Here is a 19,884-nt window from a genome sequence, read left to right on the forward strand (position 1 = left end):
GAGTCGAGTCACAACCACTCTAGCCCGCCCGATACCCGCGCCATACTCGGCCCGATCGGCCATCTCTCCGCGCATCGCCGGCCCGCAGCCCTCCGACACATTCGTTAACGATTCCGTCACAAATACAAACAAGAACGCTTCTCATTCAACATGAAATTACATAGAATGCCGCCTGAAAACAAATCGTAATAATTCCCGGCGGCATGCACATTCCTGCACCACACCGTCTCCGGGGCCACCTCGCGAGGTCGAAGCGCATCATGAAGTCCCGTCCCGACGAGCTGAAGCTCGGTACATTCACCACCCTCTGCGGCGTGCTCGCCGCGAGCCCGGCATTCGCCGACGGCACGCCGCCCGCGGCCCCCGCCAGCACCGAAGGCCATCTCGCGCCGATCGAGATCCAGGGCAAGACCGAGCCCAGCTACAAGGCCGACTTTTCCGCTTCCGCGAAATTCACCGCGCCGCTCGTCGATACGCCGAAGTCCGTCACCGTGATCCCGCAGGAACTGATCCGCAGCAGCGGCGCATCGACGCTGACCGAAGCGCTGCGCACCGTGCCCGGCATCACGTTCGGCGCCGGCGAAGGCGGCAACCCGCTCGGCGACCGTCCGTTCATCCGCGGCTACGACACGCAGGGCAGCCTGTTCGTCGACGGCATGCGCGACACGGGCGCGACCACGCGCGAGATCTTCAATACCGAGCGCGTCGAGATCACCAAGGGTTCCGACGGCGCCTACGGCGGCCGCGGCGGCGCAGGCGGCAGCATCAACCTGATCACGAAGGCCCCGCACCTCGGCACGACGGCCGCCGCGAGCGCGGGCCTCGGCACCGACCGCTACCGCCGCTTCACGGCCGACGGCAACTGGCAGTTCGCCGATCACGCCGCGTTCCGCCTGAACCTGATGAGCCACAACAACGACGTCGCCGGCCGCGATGCCGTCAACAACGAGCGCTGGGGCGTCGCGCCGTCGATCGCGTTCGGCCTCGGCACGCCGACGCGCGTGACCGCGAGCTACTACCACCTGTCGACGGACGACATGCCCGACGGCGGCATCCCGTACTTCTACACGACGTCGAACAAGCCCGCGAACGTCGACACGATCTATCCGGCGCCCGTCGACCGCCACAACTTCTACGGCCTGATCGACCGCGACTTCCGCAAGACGACGTCGGACATCAGCACGATCAGGATCGAGCACGACATCACGTCGTCGCTGACGATCCGCAACACCACGCGCTACACGGAATCGACGCAGGACTACATCTGGACGCAGCCGGACGACAGTCAGGGCAACGTGGTGAACGGCAAGGTCTGGCGCCGCAACAACAACCGCAACAGCTCGATCAACAGCCTCGCGAACCAGACCGAACTGTTCGGCGAATTCCGCACGGGCCCGTTCAAGCACAGCTTCAGTACCGGCATCGAGCTGTCGCGCGAATGGGGCAAGCGCGATTCGTACACGGTCGCGACCGACACCGGCAAGATCTGCCAGAAAGGCATCGGCGCCGCGTCGGGCTACAACTGCACGAGCCTGTGGTCGCCGAACCCGAACGACCCGTGGGCCGGTTCGATCACGCGCAACAACGACTACGCGCATGCGCGCACCACGACGAAGTCGATCTACGGTTTCGACACGATCGAGATCACGCCGCGCTGGCAGGTGAACGCCGGCGTGCGTGTCGACGACTACTCGACCCGCTTCACCGACACCAAGGCCAACGGCGGCAAGACCACCACCCGCGACGACACGCTGTTCAACTGGCAAGCCGGCCTCGTGTTCAAGCCCGCACGGAACGGCAGCATCTATGCGTCGTATGCGACGTCGTCGACGCCGGCCGGCATGATGCTCGGCGAAGGCAGCGAAACGCAGTCGCTCACGCCGGGCCGCGGCGGCGTCGGTGCGAACGCCGATCAGCTGTCGCCGGAAAAGAACCGCAGCATCGAGCTCGGCACGAAGTGGAACGTGCTGAACGACAAGCTGTCGCTGACGGCCGCACTGTTCCAGATCGACACGACGAACGCGCGTGTGACGCTGCCGAACAACCAGTACGCGATGGTCGGCAACAAGCGCGTGCAAGGCCTCGAACTCGGCCTCGCCGGCCAGATCACGAAGCAGTGGCAGGTGTTCGGCGGTTACACCTACATGAAGAGCGAGCTGCGCGACAACGGCAAGGACCGCGCGAACAACGGCAACCGCTTCCCCAACACGCCGAAGCACAGCCTCACGATGTGGTCGAACTACGACGTGACGCCGAAGTTCACGGTCGGCGGCGGCGCGTTCTACATGTCGGAAGTGTTCGGCGATCCCGCGAACCTGCGCGCCGTGCCGTCGTACTGGCGCTTCGACGCGATGGCGCAGTACCGGATCAACAAGAAGCTGGATCTGCAGCTGAACGTGAACAACCTGTTCAACCGCACGTACTTCGATCAGGCGTATCCGGCGCACTATGCGTCGATCGCGCCGGGCCGCTCGGCGTTCGTCACGCTGAACGCGCGCTACTGATCGATGGAGGCCGTGTCGCTGAAGGCGCTCGCGTCGGTATCGCCGCGCGAGTTCGCCGACATCCTGGCCGGGCCGCCCGAGCGCGCCGCCGCGTGGGTCGCGGCGGCCGCCGGCCACGGCATCGTCGATGCGCAGGCCGTCTACGGGCAGTACCTGCTCGACGGGCACGGCGTCGCGCGCGATCCGGCGGCCGCGTTCGACTGGTTCCGGCATGCGGCCCGAGCCGGCCATCCGATGGCGATGAACATGCTCGGCCGCTGCTACGAGTTCGGCTGGGGCACGGCCGCCTGCGCGCCGGTCGCCGTGTACTGGTACCGGCTCGCCGCGCAGGCGGGGCTCGACTGGGGCATGTACAACTACGCGACGGCGCTCGCGCTCGGCAACGGCGTCGACGAGAACCGCCCCGACGCGCTCGACTGGTTCCGCCGTGCGGCCGCGCTCGGCCATGCGAAGTCGATCAACCTGATCGGCGGCTTCTACGAGGATGGCTGGGTCGTACCGGTCGACACCGGCGCCGCGTTCGACCACTATCGCCGCGCGGCCGAAGCCGGCGACTTCCGCGGCCAGTTCAACTATGCGCGGCTGCTCGCCGAGCGCGGGCACATCGACGAAGCGCTCGACTGGCTCGCGCGCGTGCCGGCCACCGCGACGCCCGCGTTCGTCGCGAAGATGCGCGCGTATCTCGCGTCGTCGCCGGTCGACGCCTTTCGCTCGGCAGCCATGCAGCTGGCGCCGCACCCCATGGAATCCGCATCATGATGCTTCATGTCCCCGGTGTACTGACCCAGGCGCAGGTCGCGCAATGCCGCGACCTGCTCGATGCCGCCGAATGGGTCGACGGCAACGCGACGTCCGGCGCGCAGTCGGCGCTCGCGAAACGCAATCGGCAGTTGCCGGAAGGCTCGCCCGTCGCGCGTGCCGTCGGCGACGCGATCCAGGATGCGCTCGCGCGCCATCCGCTGTTCTTTTCGGCGGCGCTGCCGTTGAAGGTATTTCCACCGCTGTTCAATCGCTATGCCGGCGGCGAGACGTTCGACACGCACGTCGACAACGCGATCCGGCTGCTGCGCGGCACCGATTTCCGCGTGCGCAGCGATCTGTCGGCGACGCTGTTTCTCGCGGAACCCGATGCGTACGACGGCGGCGAGCTGTGCGTCGAGGATACGTACGGCGTGCATCGCGCGAAGCTGCCCGCCGGCGATCTCGTGCTGTATCCCGCGTCGAGCCTGCATCACGTGACGCCGGTGACGCGCGGCGAGCGCGTCGCGTCGTTCTTCTGGATCCAGAGCATGGTGCGCGACGACGGCGACCGCACGCTGCTGTTCCAGCTCGATACGCAGATTCAGGCGCTTTCCGCGGAAAAAGGCGCGAAGGATCCGATGGTCATTGCGTTGACGGGGATTTATCACAACCTGTTGAGGAAGTGGGCCGATGCGTAGCGCGAACCGGTAACGCCGCCCTTTCCGGCGCCACGCGTTGCGCACGCGTGACGCCCGGCGCTTGCGTCGGGTCGAAATGCGGGCCTAAAATGACCATCGTCAAATGACCATGCTCATATCATGATGCCTCACGCTCCCGTATCGAAATCCGAATTCAAGGCTCGCGCGCTCGAATACTTCCGGCTCGTCGAGTCGTCGGGCGAAAGCCTGATCGTCACCGATCACGGCAAGCCGACGCTCGAAATCCGGCCGTATCACGCACGCGAGGCTCAGCCGTTGGACATATTGCGCGGCTCGGTCATGCGCTACGACAATCCTCTCGATCCGATTGCGGAAGATGATTGGGAGGCGTCGCGGTGATCGTGCTGGATACGCATGCATTGGTATGGTGGGCGGCGGGCGACGCATCGCTCAGCAAGAAAGCGCGCAGCGCGATCGATCGCGCACGCAGCGAAGGCGGGCTCGCCGCGTCCGCGATCTCCGCGTGGGAGATCGCCATGCTGGTGCGCAACGATCGCCTCGCCCTGACGATGGATGTCGACGCGTGGCTCGCCACCGTCGCGCAGATCGACGGCATGCGGTTCGTGCCCGTCGACGCCGACATCGCCGCGAAATCCACCGACCTGCCCGGCACGTTCCACAAGGATCCGGCCGACCGCATGATCGTTGCAACCGCGCGGCGGCTCGGCGCGCCGCTCGTCACCCGAGACGAAAAAATCCGCGCGTACGCGCACGTGAAGACACTCTGGTAAGCATCGCCCGCCTGCGGGCCCAATCGTCGCGCGTCCCCGGCCGGACTCTGGCATATTGACGATTCGTCTGACCAGAACGACCACGGCCGCCTCACCCCATCGGTTCGTGGCCTGCCACCGTCGTCGCGCCACTTGCCCGCTACCGTGATATCGCTCTCCGATCCCGCCGTCCGGTCGATCCCCCTGATGGAGTCGCACGAAGGGTTCGTCGATCTCGCTTCCTTCGATGAACGCATCGCCGTCGACCACTCGCGCAGCGTCGTGGCGAACACGAGTCCGCATTTCCTGAAGGTTCGCCGCGGTGTCGCGCAAAGGCTGACCGCCGCGGCGCACGCGCTCCCGGCCGGCCTGCGCCTGTATGTGAAGGAAGGCTATCGCCCGCTCGCCCTTCAGCGCGAATACTTCGCCAGCCACCTCGCGGCGCTGCGCGCGACGCTGAATCCGCTGCCGGCCGATGACGTGCTGGTCGAACTCGCGAGCCACTATGTCGCGCCGCCCGAGGTCGCCGCTCACCCGACCGGTGCCGCCGTCGACCTCACGCTGATTTCGGCAGACGGCGTCGAAGCCGACATGGGCAGCATCATGAACGCCACCGACCAGGAATCGTCCGGTGCGTGCTACACGCACAACGCGTTCATCAGCCGCCCGGCCGCACGCAACCGCCAGATATTGAGCGCCGCGCTGGCCAGCGCCGGCTTCACGAATTACCCGTCCGAATGATGGCACTGGTCGTTCGGCGATCGCTATTGGGCCCTCATCAAGAACGAATCGCACGCCATTTACGGTCCTGTCGAGGAAAGCATGCTCGACGAGACATCGCGATGACAGTCTTGCCGGCCTGACGAGCGCGCCTCGGTAACATCCTCACTTGCCGATCCCCGCCCGCTCCCGCACAATCGCAGCACCTGCCTCACTCCCCCCGCGCCGATGTCCTATGCATCACTTGCCACCGGCGTCCTGCTCGCGGGCGGCCTTGGTCAACGCTTCGACCCGAGCGGCCTGCACAGCAAGCTGCTCGCGGTGCTTCCCGACGGTACGCCGGTGGCGGTCGCCGCCGCCCGCCGTCTCGCGGTGGCCACGGCCGACGTGATCGCGGTCGTCCGTCCCGGCGCCGAGAAACTCGCGATTCTGCTGAACGAAGCCGGCTGTCAGGTCGTCTATGCACCCGACGCTTTGCGCGGCATGGGCGCCAGCCTCGCGGCCGGCGTCCGCACGGCGCCCGACGCCAGCGGCTGGCTCGTCGCGCTCGCCGACATGCCGTGGATCGCCGCGGCCACCTACGAAACGGTCACACGCGCGCTCGAAGCCGACGACGCCTCGATCGTGGCGCCCGCCTATCGCGGCGTACGCGGCCATCCGGTCGGTTTCGCCGCGCACCATTTCGATGCGCTCGCCGCCCTCGACGGCGACACGGGCGCCCGCGCGCTGTTCGCCAGTGCGCCGGTGAAACTGCTCGAGGTCGACGATCCCGGCATCCTGCGCGACGTCGATACGCCAGCGGATTTGCGCTGACCGCGATCGCGCGGGAGCCCGCGCCCGGCACGATCCCGCACGCAAACCACCCACGCGCGAACTTCCCCGACGCTCGCCGACCGGCGGCAACAATCGCGCTGCAAACGTGCGCCCGATTGGCTATAACGGAGACGAGGCGCACCCGCCGCGCCGCCGTCACGCACTGCGCGAGTTCTCCATGACCGACCACACGACCCCGACGCCCGAGCCACCGGCCGACCCGAACCGCGATCCGGAAGACGACCCGCTGTCGTCACCGCCCGGTCATCACGACAACCCGCAACAACCGGACGGACCGCCGAGCAAGGACCCGGTTTAGCCGCGCATCGGCTGCCGCGCGCCTTCATGGCCGTGTTTCCGTCATGCGCGATCGCCGCGTGACGCGGCCTAGCGCGCCGTATACCCGCCGTCGACCGGCAGCGACACGCCGCTGATCATCGACGCCGCGTCGCTCAGCAAAAACAGGATCGGCTCGACGACTTCGTCGGGTTCCGCAAAGCGCCCGAGCGGAATCGCGGCCAGCATCGGCGCGCGCTTCTCCGGCTCGCTCCACGCGAACTGCGCCATCGGCGTGAGCGTGACGGTCGGGTTCACGCTGTTCACACGAATGCCGTGCGGCCCGAGTTCGATGCACAGCACGCGCGTGATCGCGTCCATCGCCGCCTTCGACGCGCAGTAGCTCAAATGCGCGGGCAGGCCGACCAGCGCGGCCTGGCTCGACACGTTGACGATGCTGCCCCGTGCACGGGCCGCGCCGCGCGCGTCGCGTTCGATCATCTTCCGCGCGACGGCGCGCGCGACGAGCGCCGCACCGCGCGCATTGACGGCCATCACGCGATCGAACTGTTCGGCGCCGACCTCGAGCGCCGGTTCGAGCGACGCGATCCCCGCGCAATTGACGAGGCCGTCGAACGCATCGTGCGCGGCGAGCGCCGCGTCGATCGCACGCTCGTCGCCGCCGACGTCGATGCGCAATGTCTCGCACGCGGTCTCGCCGGCCAGCGCCTCGAGCGCGGCCATGTCGCGCGCCGCCGCGACGACCTGCGCACCGGCCTGCGCCAGCGCGACCGCGCACGCGCGCCCGATCCCGCTCGATGCCCCCGTGACGAGCACCCGCGCACCGCTGAAATCGAATCGTGTGTTCATGATGTGCCCAGCCTGTGCATGATCGGCTTGAGTGCCGGATACAGCGCCGTGTAGAGCGAGAAACGCGCGTCGTACGTCGCGGCGCGGCCGGCGTCGGGCCGCGCACGCTCGACGAGCGTGACCCAGCCCCCTTGCGCCTCGTCGTGCGACACGAGCCCCGCCCCGACCCCCGCGAGCAGCGCGGCGCCCATCGCGGCTTCGACGTCCTGCTCGATCGTCCACACCGGAAAACCCGTCACGTCGGCGATGATCTGCATCCACAGCGCCGAATGCGCGGCGCCGCCGACGACGATCAACCGGTCGTCCAGCGCGACCGCGCCGCGCCGGCCGGCCTCGATGTTGTGGCGCAACGCGAACGCGACGCCTTCGAGCACCGCGCGATACAGGTGCGCGCGCGTATGCGCGAGACTCAGCCCGACGAATGCGCCGCTGGCCTTCGCATCCCACACCGGGCTGCGCTCGCCCATCAGGTACGGCAGGAACAGCACGCCGTCGGCGCCGGCCGGCACGCGTTCGGCCGCCGCCTCGAGCAGCACGTGCGGATCGCCGTGCGGCAGCAGGCGCGCCGCATCGATTTCCGCCTGACAGAACTGGTCGCGGAACCACGCAACCGACGCGCCGGCCGTGATCGCGCCGCCGAACACGTACAAGTCGCGCTGCCCGTCGAACACGTGCGGCATGCTGACGAGCCCGTGCCGCGCATCGACATGCCGGCTCACGTAGCCCCAGCACATGCTGGTGCCGATCATCGCGACATGCTGCCCGGTACGCGTCGCGCCGGCCGCGAAGGTCGCGACGGCCGCGTCGACACCGCCCGCGACGACGGGCGTGCCGGCCGGCACGCCGAGCTGCTCCGTCCACTGCGACAGCAGCCCGCCGACGATCTCCGTCGAATCGACGAGCCGCTCGGGCATCATCGTCGCCGGAATGCCGAGCATGTCGAGCGCGTCGTCGGACCACTCGCGGCGCGCGACGTCGTACACGCCGCCGATGTTGCCGGCCGAACTGTGATCGACCGCCACTTCACCGGTCAGCAGGTAGATCACGTACGCGTTCGGCGGCAGGAAATAGCGCACGTTCGCCCACACGTCCGGCCGCTGGCCGCGCAGCCACAGCATCTTCGTGAAGCCGTAGTAGCTGTCGACGCCATTGCCCGTGATCACGCGCAGCCGCTCGACGTTCACGTGTTCGTTGACCCAGTCGACTTCCGCGGTCGCGCGCCGGTCCATCCAGATCAGGCACGGATGCAGCGGCCGCATGTCGATGTCGACCGGAATGCCCGAGCCGCCGTACAGGCTGCTCACGCACACCGCGCGGATCGCAGCGGCCGGCACGCCCTGCGCACGCGCGTCGCGCACGCACCCCGCGATGCACTCGAGCACCGCGTCGAACCAGACCTGCGGCCACTGCTCGGCCCACAGCGGGCGCGGCGTATCGGGCTGGTAGCCGGCCGCGTGCCGCGCGACGATCGCGCCATGCCGGTCGACCAGCAGCGCCTTGGTGCTCTGCGTGCCGATGTCGACGCCAATCACGTATTCCATGATGTCTCCGGTAACGCGCACGCCGGCCGCATCAGCGGACCGGCTTCAGCAGCACCTTGATCGATTCGGGCGATTTCGCGACGCGGATCGCGTCGTCCCAGTCCTCGAGCGCGAAATCGTGCGTGACGATGCCTTTCGACGTGACGAGCCCGCGCGCGAGCAGGTCGATCGCGACCGGATAGCAGTATGGCCCCAGGTGCGCGCCGCGCACGTCGAGCTCCTTGCGGTCGCCGATGATCGACCAGTCGACCGTCGCATCCTCGCCGAACACGCTGAATTCGACGAAGCGGCCGAGCTTGCGGATCAGGTCGAGCCCCTGGTTCACGCCGACCGGCGCACCGGTCGTCTCGATGTACACGTCGCAGCCGTAGCCGTCGGTCAGCGCGCGGACGATCTCGCGCGCATCGTCGCGCTTCGGGTTGATCGTCACGTCGGCGCCGTACTGCCGCGCGAGTTCGAGCCGTTCGTCGATCAGGTCGATCACGACGAGCCGCTTCGGCGTCTTCAGGTGCGCGACCTGCGTCATCATCAGCCCCAGCGGGCCCGCGCCGGCAATCACGACGACGTCGTCGAGCTGGACGTCACCGCGATTCACGGTGTGGATCGCGCACGACAGCGGCTCGATGATCGCCGCATCCTCGAGCGATACGCCGAGCGGGATCTTGTGGACGATCGCGGTCGGCGGGATGCGCATGTAGTCGGCCATCCCGCCGTCGGCGACCTCGCGCTGGAAGCCGAAGATGTTGTGCACTTCGCACATCCAGTACTGGCCCGACTTGCAATAGCGGCACTTGCCGCACGGCACGATCTGCTCGGCGATCACGCGGTCGCCCGGCGCCACGCCGAAATGCTCGGCCGCGCCTTCGCCGAGCGCTTCGACGTAACCGAAGAATTCATGGCCGGGAATCACGGGCGCCTTCACCCACGGGCTCGGGCCGCCCCAGAACATCTTCGCGCCGGTATAGCACTTGCAGTCGCTCGCGCAGATCCCGCACGCGGCGATGCGGATCACGAGCTCGTTCGCGCCGGGGCGCGGCTTCGCGACCTGCTCGACGCGGTAATCCTCGGGGCCGTGGCAGACGACCGCGGTCATCCGCGGCTGGGCTTCGGGTGTCGTCATGAGTTGTCTCTTTCGTTGATGATTCGGAAGACCGATGAATCGATCGTTACCGCGACCGTTCGCGGCTGATGTAGATCGCGAGCAGGATGATTCCGCCCTTGATCACGTTCTGCACATACGGGTTCACGCCGATCATGTTCAGCCCGTTGTTGAGCACGCCGAGCAGCAGCGCGCCGACCAGCGTGCCGAGGATCGCGCCGCGCCCGCCGGAGATCGACGTGCCGCCCATCACGACGGCCGCGATCGCGTCGAGCTCGAAGCCGACGCCCGCGTTCGGCTGCCCGCTCATCAGCCGGCCCGTCAGCACGATCGCGGCCAGCGCCGACGTGACGCCGGCCAGCGTGTAGACGATCAGCTTCACGCGCGCGACGCGCACGCCGGTGAGCCGCGTCGCCTGCTCGTTGCCGCCGATCGCATACACGTAGCGGCCGAACGGCATGCGGTCGAGCAGCAGCCACGCGATCGCGTACACCACCAGCATGATCAGCACGGGCGCCTGGATGCCGAGCACCTTGCCGCTGCCGAAGAACGCGACCCAGTCGGGCAAGCCGTCGATCGGATAGCCGCCCGTATAGATCAGCGCGAGGCCGCGCGCGATGCCCATCGTGGCGAGCGTGACGATGATCGGCGGCATCCCCGCGAACGCGACGAACACGCCGTTCAGGAAGCCGAAGCCGAGGCCGACCGCGATGCCGATCGCGAGCGCGGCGACCGCATTGACGCCCGCGACCATCAACCCGGCCGCGAGCGTGCCCGACAGCGCCATCACCGAGCCGACCGACAGGTCGATCCCGCCGGTCAGGATCACGCAGGTCATGCCGACCGCGATGATCGCGTTGATCGACACCTGGCGCAGCACGTTCTCGAGGTTCGCGGCGGACAGGAAGCTCGGGCTCGCGATCATCATCGCGATGCATACGACGATCAGGCCGACGAGCGGATAGAACAGCGTCGAGCGCCGCAGCTGCGTCCACGGCGCGCGTGGCGGCGGCGCGTCGCCGGCCGTCGCCGCGAGCGTCGTGGAAGGCGTGGAAGAAGAATCAGGCAGGTTCATGGGTCGCTCCTCGCGTGCCGGCCGTGGCATAGGTCATGACCGTGTCGGGATCGATCTCGTCGCCGGCGAGCGTCGCCTCGATGCGTCCTTGCCGGAATACGGCGACGCGATCGCACATGCCGACGATTTCCGGCAGCTCGGACGAGATCATGATGATGGCGTAGCCGCGCGCGGTGAGTTCGCGCATCAGCCCGTAGATTTCGGCTTTCGCGCCGACGTCGATGCCGCGCGTCGGCTCGTCGAAGATCAGCACCGACGTGTGATGGTTCAGCCAGCGCGCGATCACGACCTTCTGCTGGTTGCCGCCGGACAGCGTCGCGACTTCCGTGTGGATCGACGGCGCCTTCACGCCGACACGCCGCATCACGTCGTGGGTCGTGCGCGCCTCGCTGCCGCGGTCGATCAGCCAGCGCATCGACCGGTACTTGCCGAGATTGTTCAGCGAGATGTTGTCGCGGATCGAGAACGACGTGACGAGCCCTTCCGTCTTGCGGCTCTCCGGCAGGATGCCGATACCGGCGCGCAACGCATCGGCCGGATCGGCGAGCTTCGCCGCCGTGCCGCGCACACGCACGTCCTTGCGGTGCGCACGCGTCGCGCCGATCACCGCGAGCGCGGTCTCGGTGCGGCCCGAGCCGACCAGCCCGGCGAAACCGAGAATCTCGCCGGCTCGCAACGTGAAGCGGTTCACGGGGCCGTCGCGCTCGATCTGCAGCGCGTCGACTTCGAGCACGGCCGGCGCGTCGCTCGGCAACCTGGGCTTCGGCGGAAAGCTGCTCTCGATCCGGCGGCCGACCATCATCCGCACCAGTTGCTCGACGTCGGTGCGCGCGACGTCGGTCGTCGCCACGTACTGGCCGTCGCGCAGCACCGTGATGCGGTCGCACACCGCGAAGATCTCGTCGAGATGGTGCGAGATGAAGATCATCGCAACGCCCTGGCGCTTCAGCTCGCGCATGATCGCGAACAGGTGCCCGGCCTCGGCCGGTGTGAGCGTGGCGGTCGGCTCGTCGAGGATCAGGATGCGCGCGTCGAGCGACAGCGCCTTGCCGATCTCGACGAACTGCTGCTGCGCGACCGACAGCGCGCGGATCGGCGCATCGAGATCGATCGCGACGCCCAGGCGCGCGAAGATCGCGGCGGCCGCGCGGCGCATCCGCTTGCGGTCGCGCGCGCCCCAGCGGTTGCGCAGCTCGCGGCCGAGGAACAGGTTGTCGACGGCATCGAGGTGCGGAATCAGGCTGAATTCCTGGAACACGATGCCGACGCCCGCCGCGACCGCGTCGTGATAGTCCGCGAAATGGCGCGCGGTGCCGTCGATCTGGATCGTGCCGGCATCCGGCTGATGAATGCCGCACAGGATCTTCATCAGCGTCGACTTGCCCGCGCCGTTCTCGCCGAGCAGCGCATGAATCTCGCCGCGCGCGATATCCAGATGAATGTCGGACAGCGCCTTCACGCCTGGAAAGCTTTTCGTGATGTGGTTGAGCCTGAGTATCGTGTCCATCGGCTTCTCCGTGCGAAGGGCCTCGGCCGTGCCGCCGCCCTTCGCGTCGCGTCGCACGTCGTTCACCAGCTGAAGCCCTTCGCGTTGCCGCGATCGACCACCTTCACGTCGACCGGGATCGCCTTCGGCACCGTCGCGCCCCACTTGCGCGCCATCGCGATGCCGAGCGCGATGCGCACCTGGTCGGCCGGGAACTGCGCGGTCGTCTCGATGAACTTCGAGTTCGGCTTCTGGATCGCGGCGATCGCCTCGGGCGCGCCGTCGACGCTCGTCAGCTTGATGTCCTTGCCCGACCCTTCGATGGCCGCGAGCGCGCCCATCGAGCCGCCGTCGTTCACGCTGAAGATGCCCTTCAGGTTCGGATGCGCGGAGATCATGTTTTCGGTGACCGACAGCGCGGTCGCGCGCTCCTGCTTGCCGTTCTGCGTGTCGACCAGCTTCACGTTCGGGAATTTCGCGAGCCCGGCCTTGCAGCCGCGCACGCGTTCGAGGATCGGCACGACCGGGATGCCGTCGAGGATCGCGACCTCGCCGCTGCCGCCGATCGCCTTCGCGAGGTATTCGCACGACATCACGCCGGCGTCGTAGTTCTTCGAGCCGACGAACGAGTCGACCGGGCCGTTCGCGTTCGCGTCGACGGCCACCACCACCGCACCGGCCTTCTTCGCCTGCGTGATCGCCGACTGGATGCCGGTCGAGTCGGTCGGGTTCACGAGCAGGATGTCGATCTTCTTCTGCAGCATGTCCTCGACGTCGCTCACCTGCTTGCTGACGTCGTGATGCGCATCGGTGACGACGACCTGCGCGCCGATCGACGCGGCCGCGTCGTTCAGCGCCTTCTGCATCGTCACGAAATACGGGTTGTTCAGCTCCTGGAACGTCATGCCGATCCGCAGCGGCGCGGCCTGCGCGGCCGTGACGGGCAGCCAGGCCGCGGCGGCGAGCGCGGCAACGGCCGCCATGCGGGCGGCGCGACGGGGGAATGAGGCGGGCGATGCGTGCGTCATGACGGTGTCTCCAGAATTGTGTGCGGCTTTTTCGTGGGTGAATGCGCCCCTCGCGACGTGAACGGCGCGATCGGCTGGGTGAAACGAACGGGAAACTCGGGCGGGCAACGGCCCGGCGATCATCCGGGCTGCGGGGCGAGTTCGGGCGCGCCGGGCGTCAGCACGCGCGGCGGCATCGGGTTGCCGGTCGGCGCCGCATGCAGCGCAAGGTCGCGGCTGCGTGCGTTCAGGCGCTGCAGCGCACGGAATTCGGACGGCGCCATCCCCTTCACCGCGCGGAACTGGCGGTTGAAGTTCGACACGTTGTTGAAGCCGGCCTGGAAGCAGATGTCGGTGATGTTCGCGTCGTCGGCGAGCAGCATCTGGCACGCGGATTCGATCCGCAGACGATTCACGTACTGGACGAACGGCATGCCCGTCTGGCGATGGAACGCGCGCGAGAACGCGCTGACGCTCTGCCCGGTCAGCTGCGCGAGATCGGATTCGCGCAGCTCGGACGCGAGGTTCTTGCCGATATACGACAGCGCGTGGCTCAACCGCGTCGGCGTGACGTCGGTCTGGTCGTACGCGGGACTCGCGAGCAGCGTGCGTTCGGCCGCGCCGCACAGGCGTTCGAGGATCGTCATGAACAGCGCGATGCGGCGCATGCCGCGCGCCGCCAGCAATGCGTCGAACAGCGGCGCGATCGCGGCACTCGTCGCGGCGTCGAAACCGACTCCGCGGCGCGCATCGTCGAGCAGCGCCTGCGCGTCGCGGCATTCGGGAAACGCGTCCATGCAGCGCCGGACGAACGCCGGGTCGAACTGGATCACGAGATTGCGGCGCTCGACGGTTTCGCCTTCGGCCATGTCGCTGACCCAGTTGTGCGGCAGGTTCGGGCCGAGCAGCACGAGATGGCCGGGACCGAACGAGCCGACGTGATCGCCGACGAAATACTTGCCGTGCGTCGCGACGATCAGGTGCAGCTCGAATTCGGGATGGAAATGCCAGCGGATCGTGCGATACGGATAGCCGTGCGACCAGACCTTGAACGACTCGTCGCGTCGCACGTCGACCACTTCGAGATCGGGGTGCATCATGTTGGCGTCTCCATTCCCATGTATCGCTGGCCGGCCTGTTCGGCGGCGCGCCGCGTGTTGCCGCGTTCCGCGCGGCGACGCGACCGGTCGCATGGGAAGCAATGTAGGTCGATCGCGTACGCGGCTCCACCAACTTTACGCCTGATTTCCGATACTTTTTTGCGCGATCCGGCCGCAAACGGCGCCGGACGGCAAATTTGTGCAGTGCGGAACGGCCGTGCGGCCGCCCGCGCCGGCGCCTACGCGCTCGCGTGCTCGCGCGCGGTGCGCACCTCGTACGCTTTCAGGTGGTTGTACGCGATCCGCAGCAGCGACAACGCGTCGGCCGCCTGCGGGTCGCGCCGCGCGAGCAGGTCGCCGATCACGTGATCGGCTTCGACACGCGCATGGTTCTCGACGTCGCGGAGCATCGACGCGGTGAGCGGCGACGGCGTCAGCACCATCCGCTGCATCCGTTCGATGGCGACCGGATCGGGCCGGTGGCCATTGTGTTCGGCGATCGCGCTGCATTCGGCGAGCATCGTCTCGAGCATGCGGCGGCCATCCGGCGCGGCCAGAATGTCGCCGACCGAGCCGCGAAACAGCGACGTGCTCGCGGCGAGCGTGGCGAGGAACACCCATTTTTCCCACATCCGTGCGGCGACGTCGTCGCTGAGCGTCGCGTCGAAGCCCGCGCCGCCGAGCACGTCGGCAACCGCCCGCACGCGCGGCGATTCGCCGCCGGCGAGCTCGCCGAACGTCACGCCGTGCGTATCGTTCAGGTGCACGATGCGCTGCTCGCGATCGAGCGTGGCCGCGATCACGCACAGCCCGCCGAGCACCTGCGCGGCGCCGAAGCGCTCGCGCAGCACGTCGAGGTGGCGCATCCCGTTGAGCATCGGCAGGATCAGCGTCCGCGGCCCGACGAACGGCGCGAACGACGCAATCGCGTCGTCGAGGCTGTATGCCTTGCAGCTCAGCAGCACGAGGTCGAACGGCGCAATGCCCGCGTTCGCGTCGGCCGCGCGCACCGTCTGCACGTTCGCCAGCGTCAGGTCGCCGCGCGGGCTGCGGATCAGCAACCCGTCGCGTGCCAGTGCCGCGGCCCGGCCGTCGCGCACCAGGAACGTCACGTCACGCCCCGCCGCGGCCAGCCGGCCGCCGAAGTACCCGCCGACCGCGCCGGCCCCTACCACCAGAATTCGCATCGTTGCCTCCTTTCGGTTTCGTTCAGCGCCCGCGTCGGCGCCAGCCCGGGCGCGCAGCGCGTACACCATCGCCCGACAGTATAGCGATACCCTTTATGCATATGCATAGATACCCTTACCGGCAGCGAAGGGATGGGCGGCGGCACCGATTCCTAGGGATAACCCGTCTACGGTAACGCGCATCGAGCGCCGTCAAGATACTTATCCCGTCACGCCGCCCCGGCGAGCCTCCTCGACTGACCGACCACACACCATGCGCAACCTTTCGCTGAATCAGAAACTCGCCTCGATGATCGTCATCCTGTGGCTCGGCCTGCTCGTGATCGCCGGGCTCGGCGCATGGCAGACGCGCGCGTCGATGATCGCGGACCGCCGCGACCAGTTGGCCTCGCTGGTCGCGCAGGCCGCGAGCGTGACCGACCATTACTACAAGCTGTCGCAGCAGAACGCGCTGCCGGAAGCCGATGCGAAGCAGAAGGCGCTCGAGGCGATCGCCGCGATGCGTCACGGCGCCGACGGCTACATCTCGATCAACGATTCGAAGCCGGTGATCGTGATGCATCCGATCAAGACCGATCTCAACGGCAAGGACGTGTCGAACTTCACCGACCCGGACGGCAAGCACCTCTTCGTCGAGATCGTGAAGGCCGGCAACGCCGAGGGCGGCAAGGGTTTCGTCGAATATCTGTGGCCGAAACCGGGCGCCGACAAGCCGCAGGAGAAGACCAGCGCCGTGCAGCGCTTCGCGCCGTGGGACTGGTATCTGGTGACGGGCATGTACATGAACGACGTGCGCACGGCGGTGCTCGCGAGCATCGGCCGCTGGTTCGCGATGACGGCCGTGCTCGGCGCGATCGCGACTGCCGTGATGGTGATGGTGCTGAAGAGCGTGCGCGCGAACCTGGGCGGCGAGCTCGAAGTCGCGCTCGACGCCGCGCAGCGCATCGCGCAAGGCGACCTGACCGCGCGCGTGACCGTGAAGCAGGACGATCGAGGCAGCCTGCTGCATGCGCTGCACACGATGCAGGGCGGGCTGATCGACATGGTGTCGCGCGTACGGACCGGCACCGAGAACATCAACGTCGGCGCGAGCGAGATCGCGTCCGGCAACACGGACCTGTCGCAGCGCACCGAGGAACAAGCGGCCGCGCTCGTGCAGACCGCGTCGAGCATGGACCAGATGACCGCGAACGTGAAACAGAACGCGGACAGCGCCGCGCAGGCCGCGGCACTCGCCGGCCAGGCCGCACAGGTCGCGACGCGCGGCAGCGCGGTGGTCGACGACGTCGTGCGGACGATGAACGAGATCACCGACCGCTCGCACAAGATCGGCGACATCATCGGCGTGATCGACGGCATCGCGTTCCAGACCAACATCCTCGCGCTGAACGCGGCCGTCGAGGCGGCGCGCGCGGGCGAACAGGGCCGCGGCTTCGCGGTGGTCGCGGCCGAAGTGCGCTCGCTCGCGCAACGCTCGGCGACGGCGGCGAAGGAAATCAAGTCGCTGATCGTGTCGTCGAACGAGACGGTCGAACACGGCGCGGCGCTCGTTTCCAACGCGGGCGAGACGATGTCCGAGCTCGTGCAGTCGGTGCGGCGCGTGAACGAGATCCTCGACGAAATCAGCCATGCGTCGCGCGAGCAGAGCGCCGGGATCGAACAGGTCAATCGCGCGGTGGGCGAGATGGACCAGGTCACGCAGCAGAACGCGGCGCTGGTCGAACAGGCGGCGGCAGCCGCGCATTCGCTGCGCGATCAGGCCGAGGCACTGCGCGACGCCGTCACGCGGTTCGCGTTGCCGGCCTGAAGACGCCCGGCGGGCGCGGGCATGCTCAAGCGGCACCGCCGGCCGGCAGCGCGCCCGCCCCGCCGCCGAGCCCCAGTCCGGCCGCCCGCTGGATCAGCTCGACGTCGTTGCTCGCGCCGAGCTTCTTCATCGCGCTCATCTTCTGCGCGCTGACCGTCTGCTTGCCCTTGCTCAGGCGCTGCGCGATCGTCTTGATCGGCACGCCCGACAGGTACAGGCGAATCACCTCGATCTCGCGGGCCGTCAGCTTCACCGGCGCCTCGCCGCGCTCGCCGAGCGTGTCGAGCGCGCGCCTGACGACCGGCGACAGGTACGCGCCGCCGCTGTAGCTCGAATGGATCGCCGTGACGATGTGGCCGACCTCGTCGAACTTGCTGACGACGCTCACGCCGCCGGTCGCGATGATCGACCGGAAAATCAGCGGATTCTCGTTCGCGACCAGCGCGACGATCCCGACGTTCGGCCGCGTGCGGCGCAGCCAGTCGAACAGCGCGAGGCCGTCCATCCGCGCGTCGCCGCGGATCGCATAGTCGACCAGCACGACATCGCAGTCGACCGCGCCGAGCGACGCGACCAGTTCGGCCGTGCTCCGGCAGACCGCGACGAGCTCGATCGCGCAGGCGCTGCCGGCGACCTGCTCGATGCCGGCCAGCGTCAGCGGCCAGTCGTAAGCGACGACGATGCGAACATTGAATTTCCTCATGCGCAGTTCCTGGTGATTCGCCGGCCGCGCGGCGCGGAACGCGGGCGGCCGGCCAAGCGTTGAAAGGATGATCAGGCTATTTTTAGCCTGCCACCCGATTCTAGGAAGCCGTGCGCGGGCGGGATATCGGACGGCACGTGGATCGGCCGCCGGGGAGGTAATACAAGTTTGATATTTGCGCGGGTTCAGGCGGCCGGCGGCCAGCGGCGACGGTCGCGGCATCGGCCCGATGGCCAAGGTTGCGCGCCATGCGGTCGCCAGCAGGTAAAATTACGGCCTTTGCATGCCACTCCGGGCTCGCCGGCGGCGAGCGATGCGCCGCTACCGGCCGCGCGCCACCGCCCTTTTGCCGGCTGCCCGCACTCGCCCCTTTCCTCATGACCGACTCCGATCTGCAATCCGACGACACCTCCATCCACGAAGACGGCCTCTGGCGCGACAACGGCTGGACGGCCCGCATCATCAAGAACGAAGACGACGACGGCTGGGCCGTCGAGATGATCAAGGACGGCGAGTCCGAGCCCGCGCTCGTCGGGCCGTGGACGATGGGCCGCGACAAGAAGAATCCGAAACCGATGGACGCGAACGCGTTCCGCACGCTCGTGAAAACCGCGACCGAGGTGCTGATGCGGCACGAGCAGCAGCGGCGCGCGATGCTGCACAAGGAAGTGACGGTCCAGGGCGACGACGGGCAGGAGGTATCGGTGACGCTCGACATCGTGCCGGACGAGTTCGAGCCGTACGCGCAACTGAAGGCATTCGATTCGTATGGCGAGCTGCTGGCCGAAGCGAAGGTGTCGGCCGGGTTCAAGCTCAACAAGGCCAGCGCGGAACGCTGGGTCGCGTCGGGCTTCGAGCGGCCGGCCTGAGCGGGCGCGACGCGCCGGCGCGCGCGATCAGGTGCCGGCGCCCTGCTCCGCACGCGCGAGCCGGCGCGCCGCCAGCTTGCGCCGCACGAACTGCTCGAACTGCTGCGTCGCGACCTCCGGATCGCGCGCGGCCAGCCCGAGCGCGTTGCGCACGAGCTGGATCGGCGTCAGCACGATGCCCCACGGCAGCCCCCACCAACCGAGCGCGGCCGACGCGAGCAGCGCGAGCACCTGCTTCCGGCGTCCGCAGCGGCGGCAACACACGTGGCGCCGCGTCGCCCAGCGGGTGACGAACACGAGCGACACGACGCGATGCGACGCATGGACGTCGACCGGCTGCCCTTCGCGCAGGCAGATCGGGCACGGCCCGTAGCGCCAGTCGTCGACATACTGCCGGACTTTCGCGTCGGGCACCCGTTCGGCCTCGACGATGATCGGATGCGCGCGGGCGCACACCCGGCTGCAATAGCGGCGGCCGTCGATCGACCGGCCGCCGACCAGGAACGTCCTGCCGCAGTGACTGCACTCTGTCACGATAACCCTCGGATAAGCGTGATGCGCCGCGTGTCGGCCGCAAGCGCGGCGATGCGCCGGCGGTCCGCACGGGTCATTTCCTGTCTTAACGGCCGCTGTCGCGCAGTCTTGAGCGCCGCGCAC

General features: G+C 68.1%; 20 protein-coding genes. 10 read left to right on the plus strand and 10 right to left on the minus strand.

Annotated features, from left to right (window positions below):
* Positions 1-260 precede the first annotated feature (260 nt).
* From AC1VVG_RS29695 to AC1VVG_RS29730, 8 genes are all read left to right on the plus strand, one after another.
* Positions 261-2,504, plus strand: coding sequence for a TonB-dependent receptor (locus tag AC1VVG_RS29695; RefSeq protein ID WP_034189435.1), 2,244 nt, complete (start codon positions 261-263; stop codon positions 2,502-2,504).
* 3 nt (positions 2,505-2,507) lie between these two features.
* A complete protein-coding gene (locus tag AC1VVG_RS29700) occupies positions 2,508-3,263 on the plus strand; it encodes a tetratricopeptide repeat protein (RefSeq protein ID WP_034189434.1) in 756 nt (251 codons plus the stop codon).
* Positions 3,260-3,943 (plus strand): Fe2+-dependent dioxygenase, encoded by a 684-nt coding sequence (locus tag AC1VVG_RS29705; RefSeq protein WP_034189433.1) that lies wholly within the window; start codon positions 3,260-3,262, stop codon positions 3,941-3,943. The genes AC1VVG_RS29700 and AC1VVG_RS29705 overlap by 4 nt, the downstream gene beginning before the upstream one ends.
* 120 nt (positions 3,944-4,063) lie before the next feature.
* A complete protein-coding gene (locus tag AC1VVG_RS29710; RefSeq protein ID WP_048245635.1) occupies positions 4,064-4,303 on the plus strand; it encodes a type II toxin-antitoxin system Phd/YefM family antitoxin in 240 nt (79 codons plus the stop codon).
* Complete coding sequence (locus AC1VVG_RS29715; RefSeq protein ID WP_059556955.1) at positions 4,300-4,695, plus strand: type II toxin-antitoxin system VapC family toxin; 396 nt, start codon at positions 4,300-4,302, stop codon at positions 4,693-4,695. The genes AC1VVG_RS29710 and AC1VVG_RS29715 overlap by 4 nt, the downstream gene beginning before the upstream one ends.
* Before the next feature lie 186 nt (positions 4,696-4,881).
* Complete coding sequence (locus tag AC1VVG_RS29720; RefSeq protein ID WP_482837093.1) at positions 4,882-5,415, plus strand: M15 family metallopeptidase; 534 nt, start codon at positions 4,882-4,884, stop codon at positions 5,413-5,415.
* Between the two features lie 207 nt (positions 5,416-5,622).
* Positions 5,623-6,207 carry a nucleotidyltransferase family protein gene (locus AC1VVG_RS29725; protein ID WP_034189431.1) on the plus strand — a complete coding sequence of 195 codons (585 nt, stop codon included), beginning with the start codon at positions 5,623-5,625 and terminating at the stop codon, positions 6,205-6,207.
* 178 nt (positions 6,208-6,385) lie between these two features.
* Positions 6,386-6,526 carry a hypothetical protein gene (locus AC1VVG_RS29730; protein WP_021158153.1) on the plus strand — a complete coding sequence of 47 codons (141 nt, stop codon included), beginning with the start codon at positions 6,386-6,388 and terminating at the stop codon, positions 6,524-6,526.
* 68 nt (positions 6,527-6,594) lie between these two features.
* Here AC1VVG_RS29730 and AC1VVG_RS29735 read toward each other — a convergent pair whose 3' ends face one another.
* The 8 genes from AC1VVG_RS29735 to panE form a co-directional block, all read right to left on the minus strand.
* The gene (locus AC1VVG_RS29735; protein ID WP_059556776.1) at positions 6,595-7,353 is read right to left on the minus strand and encodes an SDR family oxidoreductase; all 759 of its coding nucleotides are present in this window, start codon (positions 7,351-7,353) and stop codon (positions 6,595-6,597) included.
* Positions 7,350-8,894 (minus strand): FGGY-family carbohydrate kinase, encoded by a 1,545-nt coding sequence (locus AC1VVG_RS29740; RefSeq protein ID WP_059556777.1) that lies wholly within the window; start codon positions 8,892-8,894, stop codon positions 7,350-7,352. Before AC1VVG_RS29740 ends, AC1VVG_RS29735 begins: the two co-directional genes overlap by 4 nt.
* 31 nt (positions 8,895-8,925) lie before the next feature.
* Complete coding sequence (locus AC1VVG_RS29745; RefSeq protein ID WP_059556778.1) at positions 8,926-10,014, minus strand: alcohol dehydrogenase catalytic domain-containing protein; 1,089 nt, start codon at positions 10,012-10,014, stop codon at positions 8,926-8,928.
* A gap of 46 nt (positions 10,015-10,060) precedes the next feature.
* Positions 10,061-11,068: an ABC transporter permease gene (locus AC1VVG_RS29750; RefSeq protein WP_034189427.1), complete on the minus strand. Its 1,008-nt coding sequence runs from the start codon at positions 11,066-11,068 to the stop codon at positions 10,061-10,063.
* Complete coding sequence (locus tag AC1VVG_RS29755; protein ID WP_482837095.1) at positions 11,055-12,575, minus strand: sugar ABC transporter ATP-binding protein; 1,521 nt, start codon at positions 12,573-12,575, stop codon at positions 11,055-11,057. Before AC1VVG_RS29755 ends, AC1VVG_RS29750 begins: the two co-directional genes overlap by 14 nt.
* Before the next feature lie 62 nt (positions 12,576-12,637).
* On the minus strand, positions 12,638-13,582 hold the full coding sequence (locus tag AC1VVG_RS29760; RefSeq protein WP_034189426.1) for a substrate-binding domain-containing protein: 945 nt from the start codon (positions 13,580-13,582) through the stop codon (positions 12,638-12,640).
* A gap of 119 nt (positions 13,583-13,701) precedes the next feature.
* Entirely contained in the window at positions 13,702-14,661 is a 960-nt protein-coding gene (locus AC1VVG_RS29765; protein WP_034189425.1) for an AraC family transcriptional regulator, read from the minus strand.
* A gap of 239 nt (positions 14,662-14,900) precedes the next feature.
* Positions 14,901-15,848, minus strand: a complete 948-nt coding sequence (panE, locus tag AC1VVG_RS29770) for a 2-dehydropantoate 2-reductase (protein WP_482837096.1) — start codon at positions 15,846-15,848, stop codon at positions 14,901-14,903.
* Between the two features lie 253 nt (positions 15,849-16,101).
* Between panE and AC1VVG_RS29775 the strand changes: the two genes are divergently transcribed.
* Positions 16,102-17,655, plus strand: coding sequence for a methyl-accepting chemotaxis protein (locus tag AC1VVG_RS29775; protein ID WP_034189424.1), 1,554 nt, complete (start codon positions 16,102-16,104; stop codon positions 17,653-17,655).
* Positions 17,656-17,680: 25 nt separating this feature from the next.
* Here the strand turns inward: AC1VVG_RS29775 and AC1VVG_RS29780 are convergent, their stop codons facing one another.
* A complete protein-coding gene (locus AC1VVG_RS29780; protein ID WP_049030065.1) occupies positions 17,681-18,358 on the minus strand; it encodes a LuxR C-terminal-related transcriptional regulator in 678 nt (225 codons plus the stop codon).
* 377 nt (positions 18,359-18,735) lie between these two features.
* Between AC1VVG_RS29780 and AC1VVG_RS29785 the strand changes: the two genes are divergently transcribed.
* On the plus strand, positions 18,736-19,227 hold the full coding sequence (locus AC1VVG_RS29785; protein ID WP_034189422.1) for a hypothetical protein: 492 nt from the start codon (positions 18,736-18,738) through the stop codon (positions 19,225-19,227).
* Positions 19,228-19,254: 27 nt separating this feature from the next.
* Here AC1VVG_RS29785 and AC1VVG_RS29790 read toward each other — a convergent pair whose 3' ends face one another.
* Positions 19,255-19,761: a hypothetical protein gene (locus tag AC1VVG_RS29790; RefSeq protein WP_343727477.1), complete on the minus strand. Its 507-nt coding sequence runs from the start codon at positions 19,759-19,761 to the stop codon at positions 19,255-19,257.
* Positions 19,762-19,884 lie beyond the last annotated feature (123 nt).

The sequence above is a fragment of the Burkholderia sp. L-4 genome, assembly GCF_056856535.1.

Coding starts and splice junctions, on each gene's coding strand:
- AC1VVG_RS29705 (WP_034189433.1), top strand. CDS start 3,260: ATGATGCTTCATGTCCCCGGTGTACTGACCCAGGCGCAGGTCGCGCAA.
- AC1VVG_RS29725 (WP_034189431.1), top strand. CDS start 5,623: ATGTCCTATGCATCACTTGCCACCGGCGTCCTGCTCGCGGGCGGCCTT.
- AC1VVG_RS29755 (WP_482837095.1), bottom strand. CDS start 12,575: ATGGACACGATACTCAGGCTCAACCACATCACGAAAAGCTTTCCAGGC.
- AC1VVG_RS29735 (WP_059556776.1), bottom strand. CDS start 7,353: ATGAACACACGATTCGATTTCAGCGGTGCGCGGGTGCTCGTCACGGGG.
- AC1VVG_RS29785 (WP_034189422.1), top strand. CDS start 18,736: ATGACCGACTCCGATCTGCAATCCGACGACACCTCCATCCACGAAGAC.
- panE (WP_482837096.1), bottom strand. CDS start 15,848: ATGCGAATTCTGGTGGTAGGGGCCGGCGCGGTCGGCGGGTACTTCGGC.
- AC1VVG_RS29740 (WP_059556777.1), bottom strand. CDS start 8,894: ATGGAATACGTGATTGGCGTCGACATCGGCACGCAGAGCACCAAGGCG.
- AC1VVG_RS29765 (WP_034189425.1), bottom strand. CDS start 14,661: ATGATGCACCCCGATCTCGAAGTGGTCGACGTGCGACGCGACGAGTCG.
- AC1VVG_RS29695 (WP_034189435.1), top strand. CDS start 261: ATGAAGTCCCGTCCCGACGAGCTGAAGCTCGGTACATTCACCACCCTC.
- AC1VVG_RS29745 (WP_059556778.1), bottom strand. CDS start 10,014: ATGACGACACCCGAAGCCCAGCCGCGGATGACCGCGGTCGTCTGCCAC.
- AC1VVG_RS29760 (WP_034189426.1), bottom strand. CDS start 13,582: ATGACGCACGCATCGCCCGCCTCATTCCCCCGTCGCGCCGCCCGCATG.
- AC1VVG_RS29720 (WP_482837093.1), top strand. CDS start 4,882: ATGGAGTCGCACGAAGGGTTCGTCGATCTCGCTTCCTTCGATGAACGC.
- AC1VVG_RS29700 (WP_034189434.1), top strand. CDS start 2,508: ATGGAGGCCGTGTCGCTGAAGGCGCTCGCGTCGGTATCGCCGCGCGAG.
- AC1VVG_RS29750 (WP_034189427.1), bottom strand. CDS start 11,068: ATGAACCTGCCTGATTCTTCTTCCACGCCTTCCACGACGCTCGCGGCG.
- AC1VVG_RS29710 (WP_048245635.1), top strand. CDS start 4,064: ATGATGCCTCACGCTCCCGTATCGAAATCCGAATTCAAGGCTCGCGCG.
- AC1VVG_RS29775 (WP_034189424.1), top strand. CDS start 16,102: ATGCGCAACCTTTCGCTGAATCAGAAACTCGCCTCGATGATCGTCATC.
- AC1VVG_RS29780 (WP_049030065.1), bottom strand. CDS start 18,358: ATGAGGAAATTCAATGTTCGCATCGTCGTCGCTTACGACTGGCCGCTG.
- AC1VVG_RS29730 (WP_021158153.1), top strand. CDS start 6,386: ATGACCGACCACACGACCCCGACGCCCGAGCCACCGGCCGACCCGAAC.